Origin of the sequence: Dyadobacter sp. OTU695, assembly GCF_038440355.1 — a bacterium.
Classification (GTDB): domain Bacteria; phylum Bacteroidota; class Bacteroidia; order Cytophagales; family Spirosomataceae; genus Dyadobacter.
On sequence record NZ_JASATN010000028.1, the window covers coordinates 50673 to 75753 of the forward strand.

Below are 25081 nucleotides of genomic sequence, written 5' to 3' on the forward strand. Positions count from 1 at the left end.
TGCCTCACATTGCTGCAAGGCACTTTTTTGAGGTTGTATAATGATGTGAAATTATACTTTCGTGACCGCGACGGGAATCGAACCCATATCTAGAGTTTAGGAAACTCCTATTCTATCCGTTGAACTACGCAGTCAATACCCGTTCCCGATACTGGGATTTCGGGGTGCAAAACTGAGAAAAATTCGTTTGAATTACAAATGATTATTCCTCGGTTTCTACCGCTGTGTAACCGAGATCCAGCCAGTTGGGGTAAATGGAGAAGTGTTTTTCCTTCACCAACGCGAACAACGTCCGTTTTAATTCATCGATATTTTCCTTCTGCTGTGCGGAGATGAATACCACACGATCGGCTTTTTCGGCGATGTAGCTTCGTTTCAGTTGGTCGAGTACGTCCTGTGTGGACGGCGCAGTTTCCTCCTGGTCTTCGTCGTCGTTGTAAGAAGGCTTATAAAGGTCTATCTTGTTGAAAACCAATATGGAAGGTTTGTTGGCTGCGCCGATTTCTTCCAGCGTTTTGTTTACTACATCCAGATGCTCCTCGAAAGAAGCGTGTGAAATGTCCACCACGTGCATCAGGATGTCCGCCTCCCGCACCTCGTCGAGCGTCGATTTGAATGATTCGATCAGCGTCGTTGGCAGTTTCCGGATGAAGCCGACGGTGTCCGTAAGCAGGAAGGGGATATTCTCCATATTTACCTTCCGTACAGTAGAGTCGACGGTTGCGAAGAGCTTGTTTTCGGCAAAAACGTCGGCCTTGGACAGGTTCCGCATCAATGTCGATTTACCCACGTTGGTATAACCTACAATGGCCACGCGCACGAGTCGGTCGCGCTCCTTGCGGCGGGTAACGCTCTGCTTATCGACCTTTTCGAGCTTTTCTTTCAGGAATGCAATCCGGTCTTTCACGATCCGGCGGTCGGTTTCGAGCTCGGTTTCACCGGGGCCCCGCATACCCACGCCTGCACCCGACTGGCGGCTAAGGTGCGTCCACATTCGCGTCAACCGCGGGTACATATATTGGTACTGCGCGAGTTCCACCTGCAATTTTGATTGGGCTGTCTGCGCACGCATGGCAAAAATGGCAAGGATCAGCAAGCTGCGGTCGATTACCTTAATATCCTTAAAAACCGCTTCGAGGTTGCGGACCTGCGAAGGCGATAGATCGTCGTCGTAAATGATCATGTCCACCGGGTTGGCAGTGACGTAGATCATGATTTCTTCGAGCTTTCCTTTTCCGGTATAGGTCCGGATGTCGGGCCGTTCGAGGTTTTGGGTAAACGTTTGGACAGTCTCCACGCCCAGTGTTGTTGCCAGGAATGCGAGTTCTTCCAGGTATTCTTTGGTCTTTTCAGCGTTTTGCTTCTGGGTACTTACAGCCACCAGTACGGCGGTTTCTTTTTGGGCGGCTGTGGAATATAACTTCTTCTTATCAATCATGCATTGGTGTTTTAATGGCTTGTTCCCGGCTCAAAAACTACTGCAAAAGCAAACCCGCACGCCGGAAAAGGGGCAGAGTTGCAACGGTTTGCCCGGCGCAAAAGTTCACGACGGGAATTCGTGAAATTACATTTACCATTTAACAAATCCATTTTTTTATTTGATTGTTCGAAAAAGTCTTTTGTATCTTTGCCGAGATTCTTTAAGCCTATGTTGGTGCTCATCCTCGGCTAATACTTAGCCACAACTCATTCTCCGCCTCTTAACAGGCAACTTTTTACGGCCCTCGCTGGCCGTGCAATTTTCTATTTTATTCATTATTGCAAATTTTTATTATCCATGAAAAAGTGGTTTACACTGCTTCGCCAGGCTATTCGTGGCTCCGAAGAAAGTTTTACCGAGGGAAGCATCAACCGTGCCATTTTCTTGCTGTCAGTACCTATGATCCTCGAAATGGTCATGGAGTCGCTTTTCGCAGTGGTCGATATTTTCTTTGTTTCAAAAGTAAGTACTGAGGCCGTAGCGACAGTTGGGCTAACCGAATCTGTTATCACACTGGTTTACTCCGTTGCCATTGGTTTGAGTACCGCGGCTACGGCCACCATCGCCCGGCGTACCGGCGAAGGGAACATGGACCAGGCCCGCCACGCGGTTGGGCAGGTGATATTCATTTCACTGGCGATTTCCTCCGTGACGGCCGTGGCCGGTTATTTGCTCGCTGGCGACATTCTACGCATGATGGGTGCCGACCATAAGGTAATCGAAACAGGGACCAATTTTGCGCGTATCCAGTTTCTGAGCAGTCCGGTAGTGGTGCTGCTTTACTCCCTGAGCGGTGCATTGCGCGGTGCGGGTGCAGCGGCAACGGCTATGCGTTCGCTGATGATCGCTAATGGTTTCAACATGATTTTGGGCCCGATCCTCATATTCGGTATCGGGCCGTTTCCTGAGCTGGGCGTAACAGGAGCCGCTTTGGCGACAGCCACAGGGCGTTCGATTGGTGTTGGTTATCAGCTGTTTTCGCTTACGAAAGGAAGAAGGGCATTGGGTTTGCTTTGGGAAGACCTTAAACCGAACCCGGAAACGATCAGGGCGATCGTTAAAATTGCCACCGGAGGGACGGTACAGTTCCTGATCGGCTCTGCGAGCTGGATTTTCCTGACACGCATTCTTTCCGAATTCGGCAGCGACGTTGTGGCGGGTTACACCATTGCCATTCGTGTGATTATGTTCACATTGCTGCCTGCCTGGGGACTTGCCAATGCGGCGGCGACACTGGTAGGGCAGAACCTCGGGGCCGGGAAGCCGGAGCGTGCCGAGGCTTCGGTCTGGAAATGTGCTTCGTTTAACCTGATTTTCCTGGGCGTGCTTGCGGTAATCATGTTTATCGGTGCCGAAAGCATTATCGGGTTGTTCAGTTCCCAGCCGCATGTGGTCGAAACCGGTAAGCTTGCGTTGCGTGTGCTTTGTTTGGGCTACGGATTTTATGCATACGGAATGGTGGTAATCCAGTCGCTGAATGGCGCGGGGGATACGAAAACGCCGACTGTTTTGAACCTGATCGCATTCTGGACTGTGCAAATCCCGACTGCGTATGTACTGGCCGTTATCCTCGGTTTTGGGCCGGTTGGTGTGTTTGCTGCGGTACCCATTGCGGAATCCGTTCTGGCCATGCTGGGCATCTGGCGGTTCCGTCTCGGGGGATGGAAGGTCGTTAAAGTTTAACTATGCCGGGAATTATTCGTGGGGGCCTTTTATTGTTGGGGTTGGTCAGGAGTTTTCTGATCGTGATACGCTATTGCCTGGCAATTGTACGGCGGAGGTGAGGCGGAATAGTCATGTGTTGTCAGGAGTGGTCAGGTGTCGTCAGATGTTGTCATGAATGGTCAGCTGATGTTGGGTTAGTCAGGAACTGTCGGATGTAGTCAGGAGTTGTTAGGATAGGATTGCAGGTTGATATCACTAAAAATCTTAAAACATCTGACAAAACTTGACTATTCTTGACCACACCTGACTGTACCTGACAAAACTTGACCAACACCTGACTGTACCTGACAACACTTGACCACAATAGTAGAAACGACATGAAAATAGAACAGATATATACCGGATGCCTGGCGCAGGGCGCTTATTTTATTGTTTCAAACGGCGAGGCCGCGGTAATCGATCCGCTGCGGGAAGTGGCCCCCTACATTCAGAGAGCGGAAAAGACTAGCGCCCGGATCAAATATGTATTTGAAACCCATTTTCATGCGGACTTTGTCTCAGGCCACATCGATCTGGCGGAAAAGACGGGTGCGGAAATAGTTTATGGCCCTGGTGCACAAACTGGTTTTAAGGCGCTTATCGCCAAAGACGGTGAAGAGTTCAAATTAGGGAATGTCATTATCCGCGCATTGCATACGCCCGGGCATACAATGGAATCCACGAGTTACCTGTTGCTGGATGAGTCTGGCAAACCTGTCGCACTATTTTCCGGGGATACTTTATTTATAGGCGATGTGGGTCGCCCTGATTTAGCGCAAAAGGGCGATCTGACGATGGACGACCTGGCAGGTATCCTCTACGATAGTCTGCGTTCCAAAATAATGCCCTTGCCGGACGACGTGATCGTTTACCCGGCGCACGGTGCAGGTTCCGCTTGCGGAAAGAATATGAGTAAAGAAACATCCGACACGCTGGGTAACCAAAAGCGGTTCAACTACGCATTACGCGCCGATATGACCCGCGAAGAATTTGTCAGGGAAGTAACAGCAGGCCTGTCCGAGCCGCCGCAGTATTTCCCGGAAAACGTGAAAATGAACCGCGACGGCTACGAAAGCATCGACGACGTGCTCGAACGCGGGCATCAGGCACTATCCCCTGAGGCATTTGAAGCGAAAGCCAACAATACGGGCGCATTGATCCTCGATACGCGCAAACCGGCAGACTTTGCAAAAGGTTTTATCCCCAATTCCATCAATATCGGCATCGAAGGCAGCTTTGCCCCCTGGGTCGGCGCATTGATCCCCGACCTGAAACAGCAGTTGCTCATCGTAACGGAGCCGGGCAAGGAAGAAGAAGTGGTAACACGCCTCGCCCGCGTTGGCTACGATTATACGATTGGCTATCTCAATGGTGGTTTCGAGAGCTGGAAAGAAGCCGGAAAGGAAGTCGATACGGTAGAATCGGTAAGCGCTGAGGCGTTTGCAACACGTTTTGAATCGGGCAATGTGGAGGTGATCGATGTGCGTAAGCCGGATGAATTTGCGTCCGGGCATATTAAAGGAGCGCGTAACCTGCCTTTGGACTATATAAACGACCTCATGCCGGAATTTCCAAAAGGGCGCAAACTGCACATCCACTGCGCAGGCGGCTATCGCTCCATGGTGGCGGCCTCGATCCTTAAATCACGGGGGATCGACGACGTCGTCAACATCGACGGAGGCTTCGGCGCCGTAACCAAAACCGACGTGCCTATATTGACGGAGGCGTGATTATTTGGTTGATTATTTGTAGATTGGAGAAACAAATAGGTTAAATATGGAAACGTTGGTAGTGGAGCTAACCCATAAAAATGCATTACAACTCTTGAAGGACCTGGAAGCCCTTGACATTATCCGCCTGCGTGGCAGTCAGCGTGCTGAGGGAAAGAAAATATCTGAAAAGTATAAAGGCATTTTGACAAAAGAGGCCGGAAAAGAGTTGATCAATCACGTTGACCAAATGCGTAACGAATGGAGCAATATTTGATTGATACAAATATTGTTTCCAAATATTTGTCCGGCTTGCTTCCAGCAGCAGGAGAGCAGCTGCTGGATTCTATCATTGATGCTACTCCGGCATTGTCGGTGATTACCCAAATTGAGCTACTATCCTGGAAGAGCGGATTTGAAACCCAGATTGGTGAGTTTGTGGGCGATAGTATTTTGACAGGGATTTTTTTTGCTTTAAATTAATATATAAAATCTATATACTTAATATTTATATGAGCATATTCGAATTTCTCAAACAGCCATGGCCGTGGTATGTTGCAGGGCCGTTGATTGGTCTTACGGTGCCGGTTTTGCTTTTGTTGGGGAATAAGTCTTTCGGGATTTCGTCGTCGTTGCGGCATATCTGCGCGGCGGTGATTCCAGCCGGGCTGCCCTTTTTTAAATACAACTGGCGGAAGGAGGCCTGGAATTTGTTTTTCGTGGCCGGGATCGCGGTAGGCGGGTTTGTCGGGAATTTTGCATTGGGTAACCCGGACGCTATTGTCATTTCAACCGATACGAGACAGACTTTGGCGACGCTGGGCCTAACGGATTTCTCGGGCCTGATGCCGACGGATATCTTCGCGATCACCAATGTGTTTTCCTTAAAGGGATTGATATTCTTTGTGTTAGGCGGCTTTCTGGTCGGTTTCGGGACGCGTTATGCGGGTGGCTGCACCTCCGGACACGCGATTATGGGGCTTTCCAACCTGCAATGGCCGTCGCTGGTTGCTACGGTCAGTTTCATGATCGGAGGATTTGCCTGCACGCATTTGTTGCTCCCTCTTCTACTAAATCTCGCCAGATAGGTGGCCTGGACAGTCATCCATTAGCTTTAACATTCACTCAACAATGGAAAAATTTAATCAGCATTCTCCGCTCGCAGAACCGGAGCATCCCGATTTCGACGGTATCAAAATGGACGGCTGCGACGGCGCGAACCGCCAGCAATCTGCCGAGGGTTTCACTGCCAACCTGAAATATCTGTTGGTAGGTGTCATCTTTGGGATCGTGTTTGTCAAAGCCGAGATTGTTTCGTGGTTTCGGATCCAGGAAATGTTCCGGATGGATTCGTTTCACATGTACGGGGTGATCGGCTCGGCTGTGGGAGTCGGATTATTGTCTATTTGGCTTATCAAGAGGTTTAATATCAAAACACTATCCGGAGAAACGGTGAGCATTGCCGACAAGGTTTTCGATAAAGGCCAGATTTACGGCGGGCTGCTGTTCGGCGTTGGGTGGGCCATTACCGGAGCCTGCCCCGGACCATTGTTTGCACAAATCGGTGCCGGTTACCTTGCCGTGGCTATTACCTTATTGAGCGCCATTGCGGGAACCTGGGTTTACGGACTCGTCCGTGCGCGGCTCCCGCATTGATCACTGTTTGCGGGCCACAAGGTAAAGTTGCTCGTCGCCGAGCATAAACGGATCGGCTTCGAGATTACTGAATGTACCTACTACGTGCAATCCCGCCAGCTCGAACATATAGGTAATTTCACCTAGCGTATAAATATGCTGACGCACGCTGTGGGTCACTTTTTCTGAGCCGGATATGAATGTCTGTTCAGCTTCTATGTAGCTACCTTCCACCCGGTATTCATTTTCGGCGAGATAAACGATATCTTCCTGCACCGGCATCCAGTTTCGCGTCTGGAAATTAGGGAGAATGCTTTCAGCGAGATTTTCGGTATGCACAGCCACATGCGCACCGGGTTTTAAAGCTGATGCGATCTGTCCGATGAATTGCTGCATTTCCGCTCTCGGGAAGAAACTGAAACTGTTTCCAAAACAATATGCGGCGTCAAATTGCCCCTCGGGGAGGGCATAGTTCAGCACATCGGCGCATATGACTTCCACCGGCAGTTGTCGCCGGCTGCTGACCGTCTGTAATTCCTCACAATATTCCTGCGAAATGTCGATGCAAGTCAATTCGGTACCTTGTTCCGCGAGCGGCAAAGCATGCCGTCCGTAGCCGGCAAGCAGGTCGAGGACCTTGCTTTCAGGTGTTATTTCGAGCACGTCCCGCAGGAAATCGACCTCATAATCGGTATATTCTTCGTCCTGGTGGAGTTTCCAGGCGCGTTGCGGAAGTCCCTTGAAATAGGTATGGTACCAGGCCACGGCAGTAATTTGGGTTTGAATTAAATCCAAAACTACTAAAAAAGCCCGCTTACATACGCATAAGCGAGGGGGTAATGCGCAGGTAAACCTGTCCGGAAAGGGGCGTTTTGCCATAAGCCGCTTCTAGTGCGCGATCGGGCTTGTATAAACTCATTTGCGCGCCGGCCTGCAATAATGTATTCGCAAAAGAAGTGATCTGGCGGTTCAAACCGAGTGAAAACATCGAAACAGGCAGCCTTTCGAAGCCAAGTTCGCCCAGAGAGGTAGTTAATCCCAGCTCATCCACACTTTTCTGTACCCATTCATAGCGCCCATAAACGGCCCATTTGTCGAGTTGCACATTAGTTTCTGCAAGTACGGAATTTTCCTTATGATGGTCGCCGGCATCGTTGAGGCCCCATACGAGCGTCGAAGAGATCCATTTGTTTTTTCCTCCCAAATTACCCGAATGCTGCACGGAGGCCGTCGTGCGGTTCACATCTTCATCTGAATGCAATGGTTCCGGGCTTTTGATAAACCCTCTCGAAACCTGTAACGCCCAGTTTGCCGACGGGTTGAACAGCAACCGGTAACTGTAAGAATTGAAGCGTGGTTTGTCAAAGTCAAAACGGTTTTCGTCCGGCTCGCGACCGGTAAACGATGAGCCTTCGAGTTTGAACTTCCCGTAGCGGATGCCTGCCGTCACCACGCCAAATGTAATGTGGGTAGCGTCTTGCCAATGGTGCCCCAGTACGGCATCCGGATTGTTGAACGCAGACATCCGATGCATAAACGCCGTGGGGCCAATAGCAGGCTCTCCCGGGTAACCCGCGTAAATCGTCAGATCTACCTTGTCATTGATCCGCTGTGTGTAGCCTACCGAAAGTTCGGAAATGAGATCGTGCGGATGCTGCCGATCGATGAGCGGCTTGCCCTTCCAGGTTTCGCCGGATTGGAATAATAGCGGATACCCTGCGCCGCCGTCCAAAATACGGTCGAGGGAAACCATGGCACGGAGGTTCAGCAAGCCGTTTTTGCCAACCTGTCGCTGGGCCATTCCCATAAACCAGTTGGGGACGCTGAATTTCGAATCCGAGCCCTTTTTGCCGTCGTTATTGAAATTTTGCGCGGTATAGCGAAGGAAAATGCTTCCGTGCAGCATGTAATTCCACTTACTGCCATGTTTCATATAGGCGTACATGGGCGTGGCGTCCGGCTGCCAGCCCGTGCCCGAGCCATTCCGGGTCATTGGCAGGCTTAATGAAAAGCTGTGGGTCATGTGCCTCCCCTGGCCCATGCCCTGCATAGTATGGTTTTCATGGCTAACAGTATCTTTCGCAGGCTCGTGATGGTGCTCGTGCTGGGCAAATGCGGGAAGTGTGACAGCCGCCGTTGCCACGGCTGTCAGCAAAATAAGTTTGTTGAGAAGCATAATGAAGGAATTTGGTGACTAGTGCGCGGCGGCGGTTTTGCGGCAGCAGCTCGGCAGTTTGTCGTGCGCTTTCTGGTTGGCAGGCACCTCGTCGGCGTCGTAGCCGGTTTTATTGATCGTCGCCTTAATGGCCTCCGGAGTGGTTTTGTCCGGATTGTATTTGACGGTAATGACCTTGTTGGATAGGTCAAGGTTCGATTCCTTTACTCCTTTCGAAAGCCCGAGATTGCGTTCGAGGCGTGCTTTGCACATTTCACAAATGGCCGAGGTTTTGATTTTTACCTCTTTGGTACCGTCGGCAAAGGCAATATTAAGGCCCAGGAAAAGGGCGGTCATGATACTTAAAATGGTCGTTTTCATAATGAATCAGTTTAAAATCAATGTTGATGGGTTGTTGAATCGGTTTCGGCCAGGGCTACTTCCTGCAAATCCATTTTGCAAACCGGGCACTTTCCCGCCTCCGTATAAGTTTTTTCACCTTCGCATTGCATCGGGCAGGCATATTTTTTCTCGCTTACTGCGTGTGTGTCCGCGCCTCCTTTTTCTTTGTTGCCCGAGCAGGCAATGGAGAGAAACAGCAGGGAAGCAATAATGACTTTGTTCATAGGGTTGAAGTTTAGTAAGTTCTTGTCAATGTATGTTTTATATTAATTTAATAGCGATTGTTACTGCCCAACCTGATCGAGCGCCGTTCGCTGTAAGGCGCCTTTTTTGAATTCTCCGGGTGTCATGCCGGTCACTTTTTTGAATTGGTTACTCAAATGGGCTGTACTGCTGTAAGAAAGTCGCCACGCTATCTCGCTCAAAGTGAGTTCGTTGTATGAGAGCCATTCTTTCACTTTTTCGACTTTCTGCGCAATGATATATTGCTCGATGGTCTGTCCGGTTTCAGAAGAGAACAGGTTGCTCAGGTACGAATATTCATAACCGATCTTTTCCGATAAATAGTCGGAAAAGTTCATCTGCGCGGGTTTGTGACCTTTCAGATTTTGCACCTCGTCGATGACGAGCGTTTTAATATGCTCCACCAGTGCCAGGCGGCGGTCGTCGAGCAGCTCGAAACCGTTGGATTCCAATACCGCTTTCACCTGCTGCAACTTATCGGCATTTACCTCGGCAACGGTCTCCACTTCGCCGAGTTCCACGAATGTCAGATCAATGCCCAGCCCGTTCAACTCCTCACGTACCACCCGCTTGCAGCGGTCGCAGACCATATTTTTGATATATAATTTCATAATCCAGTCAATTTGGCTAAAATCCTTCCTCCCTTTTCTCCCTCCTCCCTTTCCTCCTTAAAACTACCTGATAATCTTATAACGCATTCCCGCGTAAATCATTCGTCCTATTACCGGACCCCACGCCATTCCGGCATCGAAATGTTGCCCAAATGGTTCGCTGGCACCCATTATCGGGTTTTTCTGGCGGAAGTTAGCAAGGTTTTCGCCGCCCAGGTAAATGTCCCATTTCGGGAATGTGCGGGTGATTTGGGCATTGAAATTGTAAAACGAAGGCGCCTGTGTCGAGGTAAGGTCCGTTGGAACATGGTGGTCTGGAATGTGGCCCATGTACGGGAGCCTGCGTTTGCCGTTCCATTGCACGGTAGCGTCGAACTTCCATTTGTCGTAAGGCAGGGCATATCCGGCATTGAAAAGCACCCTGTCGCGGCTTACCATCATTCTCGGCTGCAAGGTGTTTTGGTCGTACACGTTGCGGATCGTCTGTTTCACGTCGAAGAGGCGGTAGGCCAGTTTCAGTTCCAGACGTTTGACGGGCGTCAGATTGGCTTCGGCCTGGAAGCTATTGGCGTAAGCCCTGCCTTCCAAATTATAGAAGCGAATGTAACGCGGATCTTCCATGTCGGCCACGAGTTGGTTCTCGAAATTTGTCCGATAGAAATCCATCACGAAATTTCCGCTCATTTCACCTATTTTGAACTCCTGCGTGACGCTCGCACCGTAATTCCATGAAACCTCCGGCCGTATCGCTTCGCGGAAAACCACACTGCGTGAGCTCACAAGGTTACCATAGTACTCGGCCAGCGGATTAGCCACTCTGAACCCGCGGCCTGCCGATGCCCGTAGGGTCGTCTGGTCGGTGAGGTTGTATTTCAAATGCAGTCTAGGCGTCCATTGTGTGCCGTAAAGATTATGGAAATCTACCCGTCCGCCAGCCACCATCACGAACTTATCGAGGTAATTATAGGTGTATTCAAAAAAGGCGCCGGACACCGATTCATTCCGTTTCAGGCGGATGTCTTTGTAAACTTCATCATAGTTATCAAGCATATAGCTGACGCCCGTTTTATAGGAATGATTCGTATTGCCGATGATCGATTGATAAATCAGGTTTCCGTACAATGTTTTTTGGGTGCCATCATAATTACTGAGGCCAAAATAGGATTTTGAATCATGTACCGAAGCATTCAGAATCAGCCCCAGACCTTTGTAGGGTTGCTCCGGAAATAGCCGGGCGATTTTGGAAAAAAACTCATAGCGGTTCACGCGTGCGCCGAACCCGTAAGCTTGTGTTGTGCCTTTCATTTCGCGTTCGAAGCTCTTCTGGCCACCTAGGCGGTCTTCGTAAAGCGCTTTCACACCAAACTGGGCCATTAATTTATCTCCCTGGTATTTCCAGCGGTTAATGGCGTTGTATTGAGTATAAAGTGGGAGGTCGAGAAATCCGTCGCCGTTTTTGTCGATGCGGTTACGCAATGTGCTGCCGTGCGTGAGCAGTCCGGTGCTCCATTTTTTGGTCAGCTGGTGTGCGAGGTTCAGGTTTACCTCTCCGCGACCAAAATTGTTGACATAGGTATTTAGGTATAATTTCTCCTGCGTGTCAGGCTTTTGCAGCTCCACATTGATTTGCCCTGTCATGGATTCGTAGCCATTCACAACTGAACCGGCACCTTTGCCGACGTCAATCGACTGGATCCACGTTCCAGGAATGAAATTGAGCCCGAATGTAGATGCCAAACCGCGGATGGAGGGGATATTTTCAACGTTTGTCTGAATGTAAGTGCCATTCAGTCCGAGCATCTGGATCTGTTTGGAGCCCGTCACGGCGTCGCTGTAAGAAACTGAGACGGATGCATTGGTTTCAAAGCTTTCAGACAGGTTGCAACAGGCCGCTTTGGCCAATGCACGGGTCGTGATGATTTCGGTTTGGTGTGGAGAAAGCCGGTCAATGGACGTGTTTCCGGCGCGTACCACGACTTCATCGAGTGTTTGGTCGTTTTGCAATACTACCTGCAATTCACTTTCCTGACCGATTTTAATGGTATCATTCCGAAACCCGACGAAGCTCACCACAAGCAGGGTCGATTGGGCTGACCGGGGAATGCTGAACCGCCCGTTTTCGTCGGTGGCGGTTGCTTGCGAGGTTCCCGACCAGTACACGTTGGCCCCTGTGATGGGTTTCAGGTTCTTCGTCTGCGGTTCCTGTTCGTTGACTGACCCGGTTATACGTTGTGCGTAAATGAAGGAGGATAAGAGTAAAAGTAATCCTCCCAAGAGGTATTTGTTCATGATTTCATGGATTCATTGGAATAAGAGATTCATTGCTGAAACCATTGGCTGGAATGCGAACGGTTTTCGTTAATGGCTGTTATTCAATGATATCAAATCAGGAACGACTGGATAAATGCGAGCATACTTCTCCCATGAAGACGGGAAGAGAAGGATATATCGGGAGAAAAAGAAGGTGCCGGGAGCATCCACTCGGACTGGATGAATTGATAACGTGTTACCGACCAGGTGACACCCGTCGCTACGGATTTGAGCAGTTTCGCAAGCAACTGCGCATCCACCGAAGCAACTTGCAGCTTTTCGAGCTTTTGAGTTTCCTTGCAGCAAGCTGTTTTCTTGATGATTGTGCCCTTGGCCATTTTCATTGCCGCACTTTTGGCACAGCATGACGAAACGACTTTCGGTTCACAGGAATTGACTTTGGATTTACCCACAAGCTGCATCGACTTACCACCCATCATCGCGCACTGGCGGTCTGTCAGCACGAAACCGGTGCTGCTCAGCAGGACCAGAAAGGCCATCAGGATGGTGATCGATCTATGCAGTTTGTTTTTCATATAAATGCCGGAAATTGATTTTGAGCGAATGGTGTGGCCCGAAACATATATTCCGGGCCAAAAATACTAATTATCAGGCGATTTCCTCGGCTACATACCCCGCCTTTTTGATCAGTTCCTGAATTTCTTCCGGCGAATGGCTCGTCTCCACTTTCAGCACGCGATCTGAACTTTCGAGATCGACCGCCCAGTTTTCAACATTTTCATCGCCGTTGAGAAACGGCGTAACAGTAGCGACACATCCGCCGCATTTAATATTGGTTTTGAATTGCAAGGTTTCCATGGTTACTAAAAATCCGGATCCTGGTCCGGTGTGCTATGTGTTAAATTGTTTTACAAATATCGGCTGCAACCAACTAGCAAGTGTTACAGAATTGTGGGAAGGTATTGCAGAGTTTTTGGGTGGTATGCTGACTTCTACAACCTGTTACCAATTAGGTATTATGTCGTAACAGTAGTAAAACTTTTAACTAAAAGCGATACTACCATGGCAACACAAGCGCTCAAAACTCAGGGTGAAGTCCTTCTATACAAATCGGAAAAAGGCGAAATGTCTTTACAAGTGCAATTGCAAAATGACACCGTCTGGCTCACACAGGCGCAAATGGCGGAGTTGTTTGGGAAGGGGGGTCTACTATTACTGAACACATACTCAACATTTTTAAAGAAAGGGAGTTGAATAAGAAATCAGTATGTCGGGATTTCCGACATACTGCCGCTGATGGGAAGAGTTATGTTACTACCTACTACAATTTGGATGTAATCATTTCTGTCGGCTACCGGGTCAAGTCCAAACAGGGAACGCAGTTCAGGATTTGGGCTAACCGGGTTTTGAAGGATTACCTGATCAAAGGCTTTTCAATACAGGAAAAGTTGAAATCCGATCAGCTGGCGAATTTGAAAAAGACAGTTGGCCTGCTTGCTAAGGTCATCCAGAGTAAAGAACTCACTGCGGGCGAAGCAACTGGCCTCCTCCAAGTGGTTACTGATTACGCTTATGCCCTCGACATCCTCGACAGGTACGATCATCAAGCGCTGGGAATTGAAGGTGTATCTGAAAAACAGCTTTTTGTCATCACTTATGAAGAAGCTATTTCGGCAATCCAGGGGCTTAGGAGCAAGTTTGAGGGCCATAGCTTTTTCGGTAATGAAAAGGACCACTCATTTAAGAGTTCGATCAACACGATTTACCAGACATTTGATGGTATCGAACTATATCCAAGCGTTGAGGAAAAAGCCGCGCATTTGCTTTATTTTATTATCAAAAACCACTCATTTACAGATGGTAATAAAAGAATTGCTGCGTTAATCTTTGTATGGTTTCTTGAACGAAACAGTACGCTCTATAAGCCGGATGGCTCAAAACGGCTCGCAGATAATGCATTGGTGGCGCTCACTCTGATGATCGCCGAAAGTAGCCCAATGGAAAAAGACATAATGGTCAAAGTGGTAGTAAGCTTGATCAACCAAAATAACTAAGCTTACCACCGAATTTACAACTTCGCCCCTTTCAGCCGCAAGCTGTTCATCACCACGGAAACCGAACTCAGCGCCATCGCAGCTCCTGCGATCATCGGGTCGAGGAGGAAACCATTGATGGGGTAGAGGACGCCGGCGGCAACCGGGATGCCTATGACATTGTAGATAAATGCCCAAAAAAGATTTTGCCTGATCGTTACGACGGTTCTGTGCGATAGTTTCAGGGCTTTCGGCAATGCCAGAAGATCGGAGGTGATAAGCGTCATTTTGGCTACGTCTATGGCGATGTCGGAGCCTTTGCCCATCGCTACGCTTACATCTGCCTGCGCGAGGGCCTGGGAGTCGTTGATGCCGTCACCTACCATGGCGACAGTCTTGCCAGCAGCTTGCAATTTTTTAACAAACTGCATTTTGTCGTCCGGCTTCACTTCGGCCTGGTAGCTGTCGATACCGGTCTGCAATGCAACGGCAGCGGCTGTTTGCGCGTTGTCGCCGGTTAGCATATGGACTTCTATGCCTTGCGCGTGTAGTTTTTGAACCGCTTCGCGGGAGGTCGGTTTCAATTGGTCGGCAATGGCGATCAGTCCTGCATGTTCGCCGTTGACCGCAATTCCGATCACGGTTTTGGCCTGGGTAGTGAGTATCTCGTAGGCCGGATGAAGCTCCGCGGCAATGCGGATATGCTCTTTTTCGAGGAATTTCAATGTTCCGATAATGTATTCGCTGCCACCTGCAATGCCGCGTATGCCGCTTCCGGTCAGGGATTGAAAATCGGAGACGTTGATTTTCGTGTCGTTTTCGATGTATTGCACGATTGCTTGCGCAAGCGGATGCTCCGAGCGCGCTTCAAGCGCTTTCACGGCCGCGAGGTGTGTGTCGGGGTTTGATAGCGAACTGACCCACTTCCAGTCGGTTACCTCGGGGCGGCCTTCGGTGAGGGTACCCGTTTTGTCGAGTATCACGGCATCTACTTTATACGCTTTTTCCAGACTTTCGGCGTCGCGGATCAGGATGTTGTTTTCAGCACCTTTACCAACGCCTACCATCATAGCTGTGGGAGTGGCAAGGCCCAGCGCACAAGGACAGGCAATCACAAGCACGGAAACTGCCGTAAGCATGGCATGGGTAATCGCGTTTTCACCGCCTAACAGCATCCAGGCTATAAATGTAAGAATGGCGATACCTATCACGACAGGCACGAATATGCCGGCAATGCGATCTGCGAGCCGTTGCACCGGGGCTTTGCTGCCCTGCGCGGCCTGAACGGTTTTAATAATTTGTGCCAAAACAGTCTGTTTCCCTACTTTTTCAGCAGTGAAAGTAAAACTGCCCGTTTGGTTGAGGGTTCCGGCAAAGACGTTGTCGCCAGGTTTCTTTTCCGCGGGAATGGGTTCGCCGGTCATAAGGCTTTCGTCAACAAACGAGCTACCGCTGACAACCTTGCCATCGACCGGTATTTTCTCGCCTGACCGGATAACGACCTCGTCGCCCAGATTTACCTCTCTTGCCGGTATTTCCATTTCGATGCCATCACGAAGCACTCTGACGGTTTTGGGTTGCAGCCCGATGAGCTTTTTCAGCGCGTCGGATGTATTCGACTTGGCGCGCTCTTCCATCAGTTTCCCCAATAAAATAAAGAAGATAATGACGGCAGCCGCTTCGAAGTACACATGTGGATGCAGGCCGCGCGAGTGCCAGAACGACGGGAAGAATGTATTGAATGTGCTGAAAAGAAATGCTACCCCGGTACTGAGGGCGACCAGCGTGTCCATATTGGCCTTGCGGTGCTGCGCCTGCTTCCAGGCATTGGCGAAGAAATCCTTCCCGAAAATAAATAACACCGGGATCGTGAGCGCCAGCATAATGTAGTTGGCGTAGGCCCAATCCATAAAGAACATACCCAATATCACTACCGGCACGGTGAGTATGCCCGTGTAAATGGCTTTGTTTTTCAGTTTTTGATAATGCTCCTGCTGGATTTTTTCTTGCTCGGCTATCGCGTCTTCCTCATTTTCTTCGATAATGAGCCCATAACCAATGCTTTGCAGTACCTGGTCCATTTCGGCAAAGTCGACGAGGTCGGGGTCGTAGGATACCGATACCGACTGGTTGGCATAGTTTACCGCCGCATTCGTGATCCCTTTGGTATGGCTTAGCATCGATTCCACACTCACCGCACACGCCGCGCATGACATGCCGGTGACCGGGAGTGTTGCTTTTTTTATATCTGTTGTCGTTTCCATAGTCTTTCAGAATTGGTATACAAAAATAAAATCCAACCCTGCCCGTACCATTACACAATTCTGGCCGTGGCTTGCAAGATTCGTGGAAACAGCGGCTATGCGAGGCGCGTTCCGTTAGGGACAGCGAAATCGGGGCTTGCGAGGATTACCTCGCCATCGGGCAGGACGAAGCCGGTTGTGAGCACTTCGGAACGGAAATCGGCGATTTGCTTCGGAGGAAAGTTGACTACGCAAAGTACCTGCCTGCCCAATAACTGCTCTTTAGTGTACCGTTTTGTGATTTGTGCCGAGCTTGGCTTGACACCGATTTCAGGGCCGAGATCAATGAGAAGTTTGAATGCGGGCTTTCTGGCTTTCGGGAAGTCGTCGACCCGGATGATCGTTCCGGCGCGCAGGTCGACTTGCTCAAATTCCTGCCAGGTAATTGTGCTCATGGGCTTCTGGTTTGATTTTAATGATACTTATCTGGCAAATTAACATTAAAAAAGCCTTTTGCCTCCCTTTCCCAAGCATTGAGGGGATTCATTTAAAACACAAACAATGAAAAAACTGCTGTTGTCCATCATGTTACTTTCGGCGGGTTTAGAGGCCTTCGCACAGGACAGGAATATTACTTTTTATGTCGGGACCCAGGATAAGGGAGCGAATTCTTCGATCACCCGATGCGAGTTGAACCTTGCTTCGGGGCAAATCACGCTGATTGATACCATTAACAAGTCCGTTGCGCCGGGTTATGTAGCCATTTCACCAGACAAGCGAAATTTGTATGCAATAGGATCGGATAACAAGGTTTCTGCCTATGCCATCGGGGCTGATCGCAAGCTTACCTTTTTGAACAGCCAACCTTCGGAGGGAATGGGGCCTTGCCACGTTTCGGTACATCCGACCGGTAAAATGGCCTTCGTTTCCAATTATGGCGGGGGTAGTTTTTCGGCCTACAACATTGAAGCCGATGGAAAACTAAGCGCTTCCGTTTACAAAGAGCAATATACCGGAACCGGGCCTAACGCCAAACGGCAGGAAAAAGCCCATGCGCATTTCGCGACGGCAAGTCCGGATGGGAAATATGTGTATGTGACGGATTTGGGAAGCGACAAAGTGATGAATTACAGCGTCGAGGCCAATGTAGGTAAACTAACACTTAATACATCCCAGCCGTTTTTCTCAGGCAAACCCGGGGCCGGCCCGCGCCATTTGATCATCCATCCGTCGGGTAAACGACTGTTCCTGCTCAATGAGCTTGATGCTACTGTAACGGCTTGCTCGATTGACAAAAAAGGGGTTATTACAGCCATTGAGACTTACCCGACGATCCCGGCCGATTACTCGGGTCCCAGCAATACGAGTGCCGCCATCCATCTGCATCCGAACGGTAAATTCGTATATGTGTCAAACCGTGGGCATAATTCGATCACTGCATTTAGGATACAAGGGAACGGAAAACTCGAAATGGTCGATCAACAAACGAAATCCATCGCTACCCCGCGCGACTTCAACATCGATCCGACCGGCAAATTCCTGATCGTTGCTAATCAGTCGTCGGACAACCTCGTGGTGTACGATATCAATGCAGAAACGGGCAAGTTCACGTTCAAGCACGAAAGCATTGCCGTGAAACTGCCCATTTGCGTAGCGTTCCTTTAATTGAGCTCAGAATTGAATCTTAGCGAAATGGTCAGAGTTTTCTGGCCATTTTGTTTTGGTAGTAATTCAAAAAATCTTCGATTTGCTCCACAGGCATCTTGCGGGCGATGATCTTTTTGTTTTTATCGAGAATGTAGATCGTAGGCGTTGTTACGACGTCGAACTTGCGGTTGAAATCGATCTGGTTCAGGGCGTCGTAGCCGTTGATAAGCTCTTCCAGGTGATACGTTTTTACAAATGATTTCCATTCTTCGATATTGTGCTCGGTCGAAATGGCCATTACCTTGATGCCGTTGGCCTTGTTCTTGTCGTAAAATGCTTTCAGTACCGGCGAGGCTTCCTTGCAATGCCCACAGGTAGGCGCGAAGAAGAACAGCACCGTGTAATTTGCGTCTATGGCTTGTACACTCACCTTTTTGCCGGCGGGATCAGTCAGCGTCAGCGCAGGGAACGTTTTATTCACCAGCAGATCCTTCATAGTCGCCACCTTTTCGGCGATGCGTTTTTTGACATCCTCCGAAACACCCATTTCGCCCGAGAGGTAATATTTGTTGGCCATATACACCCAAACAGCCTCGGTTCCTACCGTTTTAGGATTCTCGTACTGGTTAGTAATGTAATACACTGTCCAGGATTTCAAATCTTTGTTGACCGAAACTTTCTTTACAATCAGGTCGGCGTCTTTGATAATCGAATCGGGTACCTGCACCACCAGATTTTTGAAGTACCGCTCTATTTTAGGTTCGAAAAACGGCGTGTTCACAATGCGCGGGTCCGAAAAGTCGAATGCATCCCAGTAATGCGCCTTGTAGTAATTGAAGACCCACATCGAATCGGTTTTGCCGTTGGCTAATTTCGGTGCGGTTGGGATTTCGGGGTCAGCCGACATTTTGAGCAGCTGCGCGGTGAAACTTCCGGCATTTTCGGACAATAATTTCTTACGATAGGTGCCAAATCCATCCTGAATCGTCCGGATGCGTGCCTGGTTCTCCGGCGTCGGCTGCTTGCCCAATGCCTCAATCTCTTTGCTGCCTTTGGCTAATTCTTTTCGATAATCATAAAAAAGCTCGTTTTCTTTGGACCCGGTTATTTTCAATGAGGTGTTTACATCGGCCGTATCGGCTTCGAGCGCAAAGTTGGTCTCCTTGCCGGAATAGATGAGTTCGATCATCTTCTGGTTGCCTGGGAAGAGGATTACGTACAAGCCGCCTGGAAGCGCTGTTTTACCCTCAAATACGACTTTCCCGCTGGCGTCGGCCTTGGCAGTGTCTTTGGGAACAAACAGAGAAGCATTTCGATTATAATGCCCGATGACGAACGAGGAGTCCCGCATTCCCTTGATGGTAGCTTCGATGCGGTAGCCCTGGGCGTAACTGGTGGAAAGAAGGCCGAAAATGGCCAGTACTAGCAATAGGTAAGTGCGGGTATAATCTCTCATCAGGCTATGGAAAGTTTGCTTTAAAGCTGTTTATTGGATTATTTCAAATTTTGAAGTCTGTAAAATTAACTTCAAAACGCTAACATCAGCAGGGTTCTTATTCAAATGTTTTATTTTCTCTCCAAAGCGATTGACTTCCTCATAATGCCATTGAGCATTGTGTTTTTCATATTGATCTATTCATTCCTCACCAAAAATGACCGGCGACGGCGACAGACGGTGGCTTTGGTGATCGTCCTGTTGCTGCTGGCGTCAAATTCCTACCTGGTTACAAAGGCCATCAACGCTTGGGAACATAAATTCATTAACCTGGCCGAAGTGAAAACCACTTATGATGTCGGGGTTATGCTTTCCGGCGGGCTGATCACCAATAGCACACCGAGGCAGGACCACGCTGCGTTGGGCGATCACGGCGACCGGATTCTGCAAACCTTCCTGCTCTACAAGCAGGGCAAGATCAGAAAGATATTGATTACAGGCGCAAGCGGGGAAACGCTGATGGCGAGGAAACTGGGTGAAACGAGGCAGGCAGCGTGGCTGCTGGCAAGCTGGGGCGTTCCAGCCAAGGATATCCTGTTTGAGGAAAATGCACGTAACACCCGCGAAAACGCCGTGTTCTCGGGCCGTATTTTGAAGAAAATGTTCCCTTCCGGAAAGTACCTGCTGATTACCTCCGCATTTCACATGCGCCGGTCGACCGGGTGTTTCGAAAAAGTGGGGATCAAAACAGACCCCTTCCCGGCCGACTTTCGTGGGGGATACAACGGTTTCACCATTCAGAGATTGGTGCCGGATCCCGATGCCTTCGCGCAGTTTTGCATGCTATGGCATGAATTTGTAGGACTGATGGCCTATAAAGCAATGGGTTACTGCTAACCCTGCCTGCATTATACGCTCAGTATTTTCACCATTCTCAACAAATCTTCGTTGATGGGCTTGGGAAGTCTGATGGTATCTTCGAAAGGAGTATAAACCAGCTCATTATTGATGATACCGGCCATTACATTCTTTTGTCCCGCAATAAGGCCTTCCAATGCGCCCAATCCAAGGCGGCTGGCCAGGATGCGGTCGTAAGCAGATGGGGTACCTCCGCGTTGTGTATGGCCGAGTGTCGTCACACGGATATCCGCGTTTTCGTCCACCTGAACCTTGATCTTGTCGGCTACTTCCTGTGCGCTGCCTTCTTCGTCTCCTTCCGCCACGATAATGATGGAGGATGATTTCGAGCGGCTCCATCCCTGTTTGAGGGTTTCCACTACCTGGGAGATCGGGGTAAGTACTTCGGGAACCATTACGAGCTCCGCACCACCTGCAATACCCGACTGGATAGCGATATAACCCGAGTCGCGGCCCATTACTTCGATGAAGAAGATACGGTCGTGCGAGCTGGCCGTGTCACGGATCCGGTCGATCGCATCCAATGCTGTATTTACTGCTGTATCGAATCCGATCGTGTAGTCGGTTCCGTACAAATCGTTATCGATTGTTCCCGGAGCGCCCACCGTAGGGATACCGTACTCATTGCCAAAGATCATCGCGCCGGTAAATGTACCATTACCGCCAATGGCGATCAATCCTTCGATTTCGAGTGCCTGCAAGTTGTCATAAGCCTTCTTGCGGCCTTCGGGAGTCATAAATTCCTTGCTTCTTGCCGATTTGAGGATTGTTCCTCCTCTTTGAACTATATTACTGACCGAGTGAGACTCCATCTTGTAGACATCACCGGCGATCATTCCGCTATATCCTCTTCTGATTCCAAATACTTCAATACCATGGTAGCATGCTCCACGTACTACCGCCCGGATACAGGCGTTCATACCAGGGGCATCTCCTCCTGAGGTAAAAACTCCAATTCGTTTCATTTAATAATTTCGGGTTACTTCTAATCTTTCTATGTACAGCTCCATATTGAACCTTAAAGGCACAATTTCCGCAAATTTATCCGGTATTTTCTTAAAATATATGCCTTGATTCTTAATTATGTTAAAAAAATGCGCGAACAAGAATCGTTTTTAGCATCTCAAACATATACCAATACTTATATATTTGCGCCGGTTAATGGAAATTTAATATCCCCTAACCGGCGTTCGTTGCTACTATTACTGTTTGAAAAGTCATATCCAAGGCAGACCGCTGCCGGTACCGCTTTTATCCGAATCAATCCATAGCTTATATTACCAAAATGAAAAATCTGTTCTCCTGGCAACGTCTCTGGCCTCATCTGGTGGCTGTCATCGGCTTTATGATTTTGTCCATCGCCTACGTTTCACCGGTCCTGCAAGGCAAGAAACTCAGTGCTACCGATGAGATCCAGGCGAAAGGAGCTGCACGGGAGGTATTCGATTATAAAAAGAAAACCGGGGAATGGTCGTGGTGGACCAACAGTATGTTCGGTGGGATGCCTTCGTATCTCGTCGCAGCCGACTATCCTACCAGCATTCCGACGAAAATAGGGCAGGGGGTGAACAAGCTGCTTCCCGCGCCGGCCAATTATTTCCTTATCGGCATGGTGAGCGCCTATGTGTTGTTCCTGGTGCTCGGGGCCGGCGGGTGGCTGGCGGCAATAGGTGCGGTAGCATTTTCATTCTCGTGTTTCAACGTCATAAATCTGGAGGCCGGGCACATTTCGCAGGTGATCGCGATTATGTATGCGCCCGGTGTAATCGCAGGCGTGATCCTCGCTTTTCGTCGTAACTGGCTGGCAGGAGCCGCACTTACGGCCTTGTTCCTCTCTCTCGAATTGTATGCCAACCACGTGCAGATCACCTATTACCTGGGTATCGGTATTGTGATTTTGGTGATCATGGAAAGTGTGGCGTTGGTCAAAAGAGGCCTGGCGAAAGACCTGGTATTGATACTTGGCGGGCTTGGTTTGGCAGCAGTTATTGCAGTTGGAACGCACACAACGCGGCTTTGGAATGCCTATGACTACACGAAGGAAACGATCCGTGGTAAATCGGAATTAGTGGTGACGGGCAAAGACGCCAATGCTAAAAAAGGTAGCGGGCTCGATAAGGAATATGCATTTACATACAGCTATGGCGTAGGCGAATTACTCACATTGGTCATCCCTAATGCTTATGGCGGAGCTTCATACGGCCCCCTCTCAAATACATCGGAGATTTATAAAACATTGACAGGTAGGGGTGTAGACGCTGCTACTGCCCAAAATATCGTGCAACAACTACCGCTCTATTGGGGCGATCAGCCGATTATGGGCGGGCCTAACTATATCGGAGCGGTTGTTTTCTTCCTGTTCGTACTCGGATTGTTTATTGTTAAAAATCCATTGAAATACTGGGCAGCGGGAGTGATCGTGCTTTACGTGATCTGGGCGCTTGGAAAAAGTTTTGCGGGGATCAACTACCTGTTTTTCGATTATTTCCCCATGTTCAACAAGTTCCGGGCGATGACAATGGTGATCTCGCTAGCCCAGCTGCTGATGGTGCTGGTGGGCGTTTTAGCGCTGTCGGCCATTGCTCAGAAGAAGATTACACCCAGCGAATTGCAGAAGCCTTTCCTCATATCGGTGGCTATAACAGGAGGTCTGATGTTGGTGATGGCATTGCTGCCGGGCGTCTTTTTTAGTTTCAAAGGACTCCATGATCAGGAGTTTGGACAGCAGTTTTCGCAAATGGCACAAGACCAGGCATTTGGCCAGCAGATCGTGAATGCTATTGTTCAGGACCGTGAAGGCCTCATGAAGGGCGATGCGATCCGGGGATTGATATTTATTGCACTGGCTGCAGGGCTGGTGTGGTTCTATGCGCAGGACAAGCTAAAACCTGTATTGTTCTACGTCGTACTGCTTGTGCTGGTGATTTTTGATTTGTTTGGAGTCGATAAAAGATATCTCAATAACGATGATTTCGTCAGCGCTTACGTTGCGCAGGGCGTTACAACGCCTTCACCAGCCGATGAACAGATACTTCGGGATACCGATCCGGATTACAGGGTGTATGACGTTGCCTCGCAGGGCGGACCGTTCAACAGCGCACAGGCATCCTATTTCCATAAATCATTAGGCGGATATCATGCTGCCAAGATGCGCCGCTACCAGGAGCTTTTTGAAAATCAGGTTTCTACTGAGAAACCAAATATGGAAATCCTGAACATGCTGAATACGAAATATTTCATTATCTCTGATCAGCAAGGTAACAAAGTGGCGCAGGCGAACCCGCAGGCGTACGGACATGCGTGGTTTGTAAAATCTTATAAAGTCGCTCCTAATGCGGATGCCGAAATGGCGGCGCTGCGGACGGTCAATCTGCGTACCGAAGCAGTGATCGACCAGCGTTTCGCATCCAAACTGGAAGGGCTTAAAGCAGGTGCCGATTCGACGGCCAGGATCAGCCTGAAATCTTACAAACCGGACGAGCTGATTTATGAAGCGAGTTCCAGTGCGGAAGGGCTGGCAGTGTTTTCAGAAATTTACTACAATGTCAGGGACGAATGGAAGGTGACGATCGACGACAAGCCTGCTGATATGTTGCGCGCTAACTACGTGCTGCGTGCATTGCGTGTACCTGCGGGCAAGCATACGATTAAATTCCGCTTCGAACCGGTTTCGGTCGCTGCGGGCAAGAAGATTGACCTGGTAAGCTCATTGCTGCTGGTCGGACTGATTGCCGGAGCCTTGTTTGTTGAATCCAAAAGCAAGAAAAGCGTATGACCGACCGCCGCTATCCCATCGGGCCCATTGCCCTGAAAGACGCGTATTCCGACGAAGAAATTCGCGAGTTCATCCGCATTATCGCTGAAATTCCCGCGGAATATCGCAAACGGGTGGAGAATCTTTCGGATGAGGACTTACTGAAAACATACCGGGAAGGAAGCTGGAATATCAGGCAACTGATCCATCACGTAGCCGACCTGCAATTTGTCCATTACCTGCGGATGAAAAAGGCCATTACCGAACCCGATTACGACGAGGTAACGCTCATCGATATGAATGCCTGGGCCGGCACGCCCGATTCCCTGAACGTGCCGATTGCGGCTTCGCTGGGAATTTTTGAGGGTACACATGCCCGTTACGCCCATCTGGCGGGTACACTCACGGAAGAGCAGTTCGCACGCCGGTATTATCATCCTGCACGTAAGCTTTGGTTTGACCAAAAACAGGCACTCGCCATGTCGGTATGGCATGTGCGGCACCACCTGGCGCATATCGATCTCGCATTGGATAATATCGATTAATAATGTCTCAGGCAGCAGGTAAATATCTGATTATCATTGGTCTGCTGGTGGTGCTGGTAGGTGTCGCCGTTTACTTTCTCAGCGATAAATTGCATTGGCTGGGCCGCCTGCCGGGCGATATCCGGGTCGAAAAGGAGAATTTCAGATTCTATTTTCCGATCACAACAATGTTGCTCCTCAGTGGCTTGCTGAACCTGCTGATCTGGCTCTTCAGAAAATTCATGAATTAGCGGGGGGGGGGGGGGAATGGACACGTTAATGGAACCTTTAAATTACCGGTAAAATTTTAAGCCATT

General features: G+C 49.4%; 25 protein-coding genes and 1 tRNA gene. 12 read left to right on the plus strand and 14 right to left on the minus strand.

Annotated features, from left to right (window positions below):
* Positions 1 to 62: 62 nt before the first annotated feature.
* Positions 63 to 134: transfer RNA gene (locus AAHB90_RS29865), tRNA-Arg, on the minus strand.
* A gap of 68 nt (positions 135 to 202) precedes the next feature.
* A complete protein-coding gene (hflX, locus tag AAHB90_RS29870; protein ID WP_342088975.1) occupies positions 203 to 1438 on the minus strand; it encodes a GTPase HflX in 1236 nt (411 codons plus the stop codon).
* Positions 1439 to 1777: 339 nt separating this feature from the next.
* On the opposite strand from hflX, the gene AAHB90_RS29875 reads away from it, so the two are divergent.
* The 6 genes from AAHB90_RS29875 (at position 1778) to AAHB90_RS29900 (ending at position 6549) form a co-directional block, all read left to right on the plus strand.
* Positions 1778 to 3163 carry an MATE family efflux transporter gene (locus AAHB90_RS29875; protein ID WP_342088976.1) on the plus strand — a complete coding sequence of 462 codons (1386 nt, stop codon included), beginning with the start codon at positions 1778 to 1780 and terminating at the stop codon, positions 3161 to 3163.
* Between the two features lie 359 nt (positions 3164 to 3522).
* Positions 3523 to 4914 carry an MBL fold metallo-hydrolase gene (locus tag AAHB90_RS29880; RefSeq protein WP_342088979.1) on the plus strand — a complete coding sequence of 464 codons (1392 nt, stop codon included), beginning with the start codon at positions 3523 to 3525 and terminating at the stop codon, positions 4912 to 4914.
* 46 nt (positions 4915 to 4960) lie between these two features.
* Positions 4961 to 5170: a hypothetical protein gene (locus tag AAHB90_RS29885; protein WP_342088980.1), complete on the plus strand. Its 210-nt coding sequence runs from the start codon at positions 4961 to 4963 to the stop codon at positions 5168 to 5170.
* Positions 5155 to 5376, plus strand: coding sequence for a hypothetical protein (locus tag AAHB90_RS29890; protein ID WP_342088981.1), 222 nt, complete (start codon positions 5155 to 5157; stop codon positions 5374 to 5376). Before AAHB90_RS29885 ends, AAHB90_RS29890 begins: the two co-directional genes overlap by 16 nt.
* Before the next feature lie 29 nt (positions 5377 to 5405).
* A complete protein-coding gene (locus AAHB90_RS29895) occupies positions 5406 to 5981 on the plus strand; it encodes a YeeE/YedE family protein (protein ID WP_342088982.1) in 576 nt (191 codons plus the stop codon).
* Between the two features lie 109 nt (positions 5982 to 6090).
* A complete protein-coding gene (locus tag AAHB90_RS29900; RefSeq protein ID WP_342089001.1) occupies positions 6091 to 6549 on the plus strand; it encodes a DUF6691 family protein in 459 nt (152 codons plus the stop codon).
* On the opposite strand, the gene AAHB90_RS29905 is transcribed toward AAHB90_RS29900, so the two are convergent.
* From AAHB90_RS29905 to AAHB90_RS29940, 8 genes are all read right to left on the minus strand, one after another.
* Positions 6550 to 7293, minus strand: a complete 744-nt coding sequence (locus AAHB90_RS29905) for a class I SAM-dependent methyltransferase (RefSeq protein WP_342088983.1) — start codon at positions 7291 to 7293, stop codon at positions 6550 to 6552.
* A gap of 49 nt (positions 7294 to 7342) precedes the next feature.
* Positions 7343 to 8704, minus strand: coding sequence for a hypothetical protein (locus AAHB90_RS29910; RefSeq protein ID WP_342088984.1), 1362 nt, complete (start codon positions 8702 to 8704; stop codon positions 7343 to 7345).
* An 18-nt stretch (positions 8705 to 8722) separates the two neighbouring features.
* Positions 8723 to 9064, minus strand: a complete 342-nt coding sequence (locus AAHB90_RS29915) for a heavy-metal-associated domain-containing protein (RefSeq protein WP_342088985.1) — start codon at positions 9062 to 9064, stop codon at positions 8723 to 8725.
* 17 nt (positions 9065 to 9081) lie between these two features.
* Entirely contained in the window at positions 9082 to 9309 is a 228-nt protein-coding gene (locus tag AAHB90_RS29920; RefSeq protein WP_342088986.1) for a heavy metal-binding domain-containing protein, read from the minus strand.
* Between the two features lie 60 nt (positions 9310 to 9369).
* Positions 9370 to 9939: an AraC family transcriptional regulator gene (locus tag AAHB90_RS29925; RefSeq protein ID WP_342088987.1), complete on the minus strand. Its 570-nt coding sequence runs from the start codon at positions 9937 to 9939 to the stop codon at positions 9370 to 9372.
* A gap of 63 nt (positions 9940 to 10002) precedes the next feature.
* Complete coding sequence (locus AAHB90_RS29930) at positions 10003 to 12228, minus strand: TonB-dependent receptor (RefSeq protein WP_342088988.1); 2226 nt, start codon at positions 12226 to 12228, stop codon at positions 10003 to 10005.
* 92 nt (positions 12229 to 12320) lie between these two features.
* Positions 12321 to 12785, minus strand: coding sequence for a hypothetical protein (locus AAHB90_RS29935; protein ID WP_342088989.1), 465 nt, complete (start codon positions 12783 to 12785; stop codon positions 12321 to 12323).
* Between the two features lie 73 nt (positions 12786 to 12858).
* Complete coding sequence (locus AAHB90_RS29940; RefSeq protein WP_342088990.1) at positions 12859 to 13068, minus strand: heavy-metal-associated domain-containing protein; 210 nt, start codon at positions 13066 to 13068, stop codon at positions 12859 to 12861.
* 392 nt (positions 13069 to 13460) lie between these two features.
* Between AAHB90_RS29940 and AAHB90_RS29945 the strand changes: the two genes are divergently transcribed.
* Positions 13461 to 14264, plus strand: a complete 804-nt coding sequence (locus AAHB90_RS29945; RefSeq protein WP_342088991.1) for a virulence protein RhuM/Fic/DOC family protein — start codon at positions 13461 to 13463, stop codon at positions 14262 to 14264.
* A gap of 14 nt (positions 14265 to 14278) precedes the next feature.
* Here AAHB90_RS29945 and AAHB90_RS29950 read toward each other — a convergent pair whose 3' ends face one another.
* Both AAHB90_RS29950 and AAHB90_RS29955 read right to left on the minus strand, forming a co-directional pair.
* Positions 14279 to 16507, minus strand: a complete 2229-nt coding sequence (locus tag AAHB90_RS29950) for a heavy metal translocating P-type ATPase (RefSeq protein ID WP_342088992.1) — start codon at positions 16505 to 16507, stop codon at positions 14279 to 14281.
* Positions 16508 to 16602: 95 nt separating this feature from the next.
* Entirely contained in the window at positions 16603 to 16941 is a 339-nt protein-coding gene (locus tag AAHB90_RS29955; RefSeq protein WP_342088993.1) for a tRNA-binding protein, read from the minus strand.
* Positions 16942 to 17047: 106 nt separating this feature from the next.
* On the opposite strand from AAHB90_RS29955, the gene AAHB90_RS29960 reads away from it, so the two are divergent.
* The gene (locus AAHB90_RS29960) at positions 17048 to 18151 is read left to right on the plus strand and encodes a lactonase family protein (protein ID WP_342088994.1); all 1104 of its coding nucleotides are present in this window, start codon (positions 17048 to 17050) and stop codon (positions 18149 to 18151) included.
* A gap of 31 nt (positions 18152 to 18182) precedes the next feature.
* Here AAHB90_RS29960 and AAHB90_RS29965 read toward each other — a convergent pair whose 3' ends face one another.
* Positions 18183 to 19589, minus strand: a complete 1407-nt coding sequence (locus AAHB90_RS29965; protein ID WP_342088995.1) for a thioredoxin-like domain-containing protein — start codon at positions 19587 to 19589, stop codon at positions 18183 to 18185.
* A 105-nt stretch (positions 19590 to 19694) separates the two neighbouring features.
* Here AAHB90_RS29965 and AAHB90_RS29970 point away from each other — a divergent pair, with 105 nt between their 5' ends.
* Positions 19695 to 20465 carry a YdcF family protein gene (locus AAHB90_RS29970; RefSeq protein ID WP_342088996.1) on the plus strand — a complete coding sequence of 257 codons (771 nt, stop codon included), beginning with the start codon at positions 19695 to 19697 and terminating at the stop codon, positions 20463 to 20465.
* An 11-nt stretch (positions 20466 to 20476) separates the two neighbouring features.
* Here the strand turns inward: AAHB90_RS29970 and pfkA are convergent, their stop codons facing one another.
* Positions 20477 to 21451, minus strand: a complete 975-nt coding sequence (gene pfkA / locus AAHB90_RS29975; RefSeq protein ID WP_188936862.1) for a 6-phosphofructokinase — start codon at positions 21449 to 21451, stop codon at positions 20477 to 20479.
* Between the two features lie 320 nt (positions 21452 to 21771).
* Here pfkA and AAHB90_RS29980 point away from each other — a divergent pair, with 320 nt between their 5' ends.
* The 3 genes from AAHB90_RS29980 to AAHB90_RS29990 are packed head-to-tail and all read left to right on the plus strand — an operon-like array spanning position 21772 to position 25015.
* Positions 21772 to 24261 (plus strand): hypothetical protein, encoded by a 2490-nt coding sequence (locus AAHB90_RS29980; protein WP_342088997.1) that lies wholly within the window; start codon positions 21772 to 21774, stop codon positions 24259 to 24261.
* Positions 24258 to 24785, plus strand: coding sequence for a YfiT family bacillithiol transferase (locus tag AAHB90_RS29985; protein ID WP_342088998.1), 528 nt, complete (start codon positions 24258 to 24260; stop codon positions 24783 to 24785). Before AAHB90_RS29980 ends, AAHB90_RS29985 begins: the two co-directional genes overlap by 4 nt.
* A 2-nt stretch (positions 24786 to 24787) precedes the next feature.
* A complete protein-coding gene (locus AAHB90_RS29990) occupies positions 24788 to 25015 on the plus strand; it encodes a DUF2905 domain-containing protein (RefSeq protein ID WP_342088999.1) in 228 nt (75 codons plus the stop codon).
* The last annotated feature ends 66 nt before the right edge of the window (positions 25016 to 25081 follow it).